Here is a 4,703-nt window from a genome sequence, read left to right as displayed (position 1 = left end):
GCTGCGACAAGGCCCGCGCGATCTCCACCAGGTGCCGCTCGGCCAGGCTCAGGTCCTTGACGAGCGCGCCGGGCGCGAAGCGCGCGCCGATCTTCGCGAGCACCTGCGCCGCCTGCGAATGCATCGCGGGCCAGTCGATGAAGGGCCCGCGCTGCAGGTGCCGGCCGATGAAGATGTTCTCGGCCACCGACAGCTCGTCGAACATCACCGTTTCCTGGTGCACGGCGACGATGCCGGCGGCCTGCGAGGCCTGCGCATGCGCGAAACGCAGCGCCCGCCCGTCGAGCTCGATCGTGCCCTCGTCCGGCTGCACCACGCCGGTCAGGATCTTCACGAGCGTCGACTTGCCGGCACCGTTCTCGCCGACCAGCGCCAGCACCTCGCCGCGCTGCAACGCGAGGTCGACACCGCGCAGCGCGTGCGTCGCCCCGTAGCGCTTGTGGATGCCGCGCAGTTGCAGCAGCGGAGAGATCATCAGAAGAATTTCGCGAATTTCTCGACGTTGCCGGCGTCGTAGGTGAACGGTTCGGCCATCGCCGCCTCGTTGTTCGCGTCGAGTGCCACCGTGCCGACGCGGCCCAGCGACACCTTCTCGCCCGCCGCGCCCTTGGCCTTGCCGTGCACGAACTGGTGCGCCGCATACACCGCCGAGTAGCCGAGGTCGATCGGGTTCCAGATCGCGAACGACTTCACCGCACCGCTCTTCACGTGGCCGGCCATCTCCGACGGCAGCCCGAGGCCGGTGACGAACAGCGTGCCGACCTTCTTCTCGTCCTGCACCGCCTTGGCCGCGGCCGCGACGCCGACGGTGGTCGGCGCGACGATCGCCTTCAGGTTCGGGTAGCTCTTGAACAGGCCCTGCGCCTCGCGGTAGCTCTTGTCGGTCTGGTCGTCGCCGTAGACGACGCTGACCAGCTTCAGCCCGGTGTACGGCGGCTTCGCGAGCACCTTCTTCATCTCGTCGATCCAGATGTTCTGGTTGGTCGCCTGCGCGGTCGCCGACAGCACCGCGATCTCGCCGGTGGCGCCGATCGCGTCCTGCGTCATCTTCACCAGCTTCTCGCCGATCAGCGCGTTCGACGACGGGTTCAGGTGCATCAGCCGGCCGTCCTTGCGCACGCCGGAATCGAACGACACCACCTTGATGCCGCGCGCCATCGCCTTCTTCAGCGCCGGCACCAGCGCGTCGGGGTCGTTGGCCGAGATCACGATCGCCTTCACGTTCTGCGCGATCAGCGAGTTGATGATCTCGATCTGGCCCTCGGCCGTCGCCTTGGCCGGGCCGGTGTAGATGATCTCGACGTCCTTCAGCTCCTTGGCCGCTTCCTGCGCGCCCTGGTTGGCGGCATCGAAGAAGCCGTTGCCCAGGCTCTTGACGACCAGCGCGATCTTGTCGGCCGCCATCGCGCCAGGGGCGAAAGCCGCGCACACCAGCGCGGCCAGCAGAACTTGCAGAGGTTTCTTCACGGGTTTGTCTCCTGATGGTTTTATGGACTGACGGGGAACGTGAAACGTGGAATCGAAAAAGCGTCAGACGATGCCGCTGCTCGGGCCCGACGCGGGCCTCGCCTCGGCGACACGGGCGCGGTAGCCGCTCGCGCGGTAGGCCGCCACCGGCTCGATCGCGCCGCCGGCCTCCAGCCGCACGCGCTGCAGGATCGGCGTCACGTCGGTCTGGAAGGCCTGCTTCAGCGCCTGCGCGGCCATCAGCACGTCGTTCGCATCCTGGTGCGCGGCCAGCGCCTGGCGGTCGACCAGCAGCGCCTGCGCGCAGCAGCGCTGCACGCTGGCGGCGCTGGTCATCAGGCTCTCGATCGGGTCGGTGACGTTGTGCGACTGGTCCAGCATGTAGGCCGGTGCAAAGTCAGGCGCGCCGGACTGCGCCGCATCGACCAGCTCGTTGAACACCAGGAACAGCTGGAACGGGTTGATGCTGCCGCTGTCGAGGTCGTCGTCGCCGTACTTGCTGTCGTTGAAATGGAAGCCGGCCAGCTTGCGGGCATGCACCAGCCGCGCAACGATCATCTCGATGTTGACGTTCGGCGCGTGGTGGCCCAGGTCGACCAGGCAGCGCGCCTTGTCGCCCAGCGCCTGCGCGGCCAGCAGGCTGGAGCCCCAGTCCTGGATCACCGTCGCGTAGAACGCCGGCTCGAACATCTTGTGCTCGAGGAACATGTGCCAGTCGGCCGGCAGCGCGGCATAGATGCGCCGCGTGCTGTCGAGGTAGCGCTCGAAGCTGCGCCGGAAATGCTGCTGGCCGGGGAAGTTGGCGCCGTCGCCGATCCACACCGTGATCGCGCGGCTGCCGAGTTCGCGGCCGATCTCGATCACCTCGAGGTTGTGCGCGACCGCCTGCGCCCGCACCGCCGCGTCGGCGTGCGTGAGGCTGCCGAACTTGTAGCTGAGCGGCTGGCCCTTCTGGTCGGAGAAGGTGTTCGAGTTCACCGCATCGAACGCGAGGCCGCGCATCGCGGCATGCTCGCGCAGCTCGCTGTAGTCGCTGCACTTGTCCCACGGGAAGTGCGGCGAGACGGTCGGCGTGCAGCGCGCGAGCTGCTGGATCACGCTGCAGTCCTCGATCTTGTCGAACACGTCGCGCGGCTCGCCGGCGCCGGGGAAGCGCGCGAAGCGCGTGCCGCCGGTGCCGACGCCCCACGACGGCAGCGCGACCGCGAAGGCGGCCACCTGGCGGCGCACCGCATCGATGTCGATGTCGCGGCGGGCGAGCTGGGTGCCCAGCGCGTCGTAGTCGTCGCGCACGCGCGCGGCGAGCGGCGCGTTCTGCGATTCGACCAGGCTGGCGGCGATCAACGGTGTCGGCATGGCGTTCTCCTTGGATCAGCGCGCTTCAGGGTCAGCGCGGGAAGGCGGCGAGGTTGCCCGCATCCACATTGAGGATGTTGCCGGTCGACTTGGCCGACAACTCCGACGCGAAGAAGCAGGTGGCCTCGGCGATGTCCTCGGGCAGCACGCTGCGCTTGAGCATCGAGCGGTCGCGGTAGAAGGCTTCGAGTTCATCTTCGCTGATCTTGTTGGCGGCGGCCCGCTCCTGGCTCCAGGTGCCCGTCCAGATCTTGCTGCCGCGGATCACCGCATCGGGATTCACGACGTTGGCACGGATGCCCAGCGGCGCCCCTTCGAGGGCGAAGCAGCGCGCGAGCTRGATCTCGCTCGCCTTCGCCGCGCAATAGGCCGAGGCCTGGTTGCTCGGCACCATGCCGTTCTTGCTCGCGATGAAGACGATGCTGCCGCCGCTGCCCTGCGCCTTCATCACGCGGAAGGCCTCGCGGCCGACCAGGAAGTAGCCGGTCGACAGGATCGACTGGTTGCGCATCCACAGCGCGAGCGAGGTGTCCTCGATCGGCGCGGCCGATGCGATGCCGGCGTTCGACACCAGGATGTCGAGGCCGCCGTAGTCGATCGTCGCCTCGGCATAGGCGCGCAGCACCGCGGCCTCGTCGGTCACGTCGCAATGCAGCGTGCGCACCACGTCGCGGCCGAAGCGTTTCGACAGCTCCGCGCCGACCTGCTCCAGCGCCTGCGTGTCGATGTCGAGCAGCACCGCGCAGGCGCCGTCGGCCAGCAGCCGTTCGACGATCGCGCGGCCGATGCCGCCCGCGCCGCCGGTCACCAGCGCCACCTTGCCGACCAGCGGCTTGGGCTTGGGCATGCGCTGCAGCTTGGCCTCCTCGAGCAGCCAGTACTCGATGTCGAAGGCCTCCTGCTCGGGCAGGCCGACGTAGCGGTCCAGCGCATCGGCCTCGCGCATCACGTTGATCGCGTTGACGTAGAACTCGCCGGCGATGCGCGCGGTGGCCTTGTCCTTCGCGAGCGAGACCATGCCGACGCCGGGCAGCAGCACGATCACCGGGTTCGGGTCGCGCAGCGCCGGGCTGTCGGCGCGCCTGCAGCGCTCGTAGTAGGCGCTGTAGTCGGCGCGGTAGGCGGCCAGCCGCTCCTCGATCGCGGCGGCGAGCGCGGCACCGTCGAGCGCGTACAGCGCGGCCGGCAGGATCAGCGGGCGGATCTTGGTGCGCAGGAAATGGTCGGGGCACGAGGTGCCGAGCGCGGCCAGGCGTTCGAGGTCGCGGCTGTTGACGAACTCCTGCACCGTGGCCGAGCGGTCGACGTGCGCCAGYTTGTGGCCGCTGCGCGAGACCGCGCCGCGCAGCACCGGCAGCAGCCGCGCCAGCAGCGCGTGCTGCTCGGAGCCGGCCAGCGGCTCGCGCGCCGCACCGCCGAAGCTGACCAGCTTGCGCTCGCGCCGCTCGGCCTGCAGCCAGGCCTGCGCCTCCTGGATCACGCCGACGGTGTTCTCGTAGCAGCTGCGCGCATCGTCGCCCCAGGTGAACAGGCCGTGGCCGGCCAGCACCAGGCCGCGCAAGCCGGGGTGCTCGGCGACGTGGCGCTGCAGCTGCATGCCGAGCTCGAAGCCGGGCCGCCGCCACGGCAGCCAGCCGACCGTGCCGCCGAAGATCGTCTGCGTCAGCGCGCGGCTGTTCTCCATCGCGGCGATCGCGATCACCGCGTCGGGGTGCATGTGGTCAACGTGCCGGAACGGCAGGTAGGCATGCAGCGGGGTGTCGATGCTGGCGGCGCGCGCGTTCAGGTTGAAGGTGCAGTGCGGCAGGTAGCCGACCATCTCGTCTTCATGTGCGGGGCCGCGGTACAGCGTCTGCAGCGCCTGCAGCTTGTCGAGGTAG

4 protein-coding genes are annotated in these 4,703 nt (G+C 69.3%); all 4 read right to left on the bottom strand.

Translation table 11 applies throughout. The annotated features are described in order from the left end of the window. The coding region (locus AC1D01_RS21475; RefSeq protein ID WP_477869878.1) for an ATP-binding cassette domain-containing protein at window positions 1-475 on the bottom strand (475 nt) is incomplete at its 3' end. Beyond that, window positions 475-1,404 (bottom strand): rhamnose ABC transporter substrate-binding protein, encoded by a 930-nt coding sequence (gene rhaS / locus AC1D01_RS21470; protein WP_156155090.1) that lies wholly within the window; start codon window positions 1,402-1,404, stop codon window positions 475-477. The genes AC1D01_RS21475 and rhaS, both read right to left, overlap by 1 nt. A gap of 126 nt (window positions 1,405-1,530) precedes the next feature. Beyond that, entirely contained in the window at window positions 1,531-2,823 is a 1,293-nt protein-coding gene (gene rhaI / locus AC1D01_RS21465) for an L-rhamnose catabolism isomerase (RefSeq protein WP_477869876.1), read from the bottom strand. A 31-nt stretch (window positions 2,824-2,854) separates the two neighbouring features. Continuing rightward, window positions 2,855-4,703 (bottom strand): bifunctional rhamnulose-1-phosphate aldolase/short-chain dehydrogenase (locus tag AC1D01_RS21460; protein WP_477869874.1); only part of this gene is annotated, 1,849 nt, incomplete at its 5' end.

The organism is Rhizobacter sp. P3_B12 (assembly GCF_056402895.1).
This window is presented reverse-complemented; position numbering and strand designations above follow the sequence as displayed.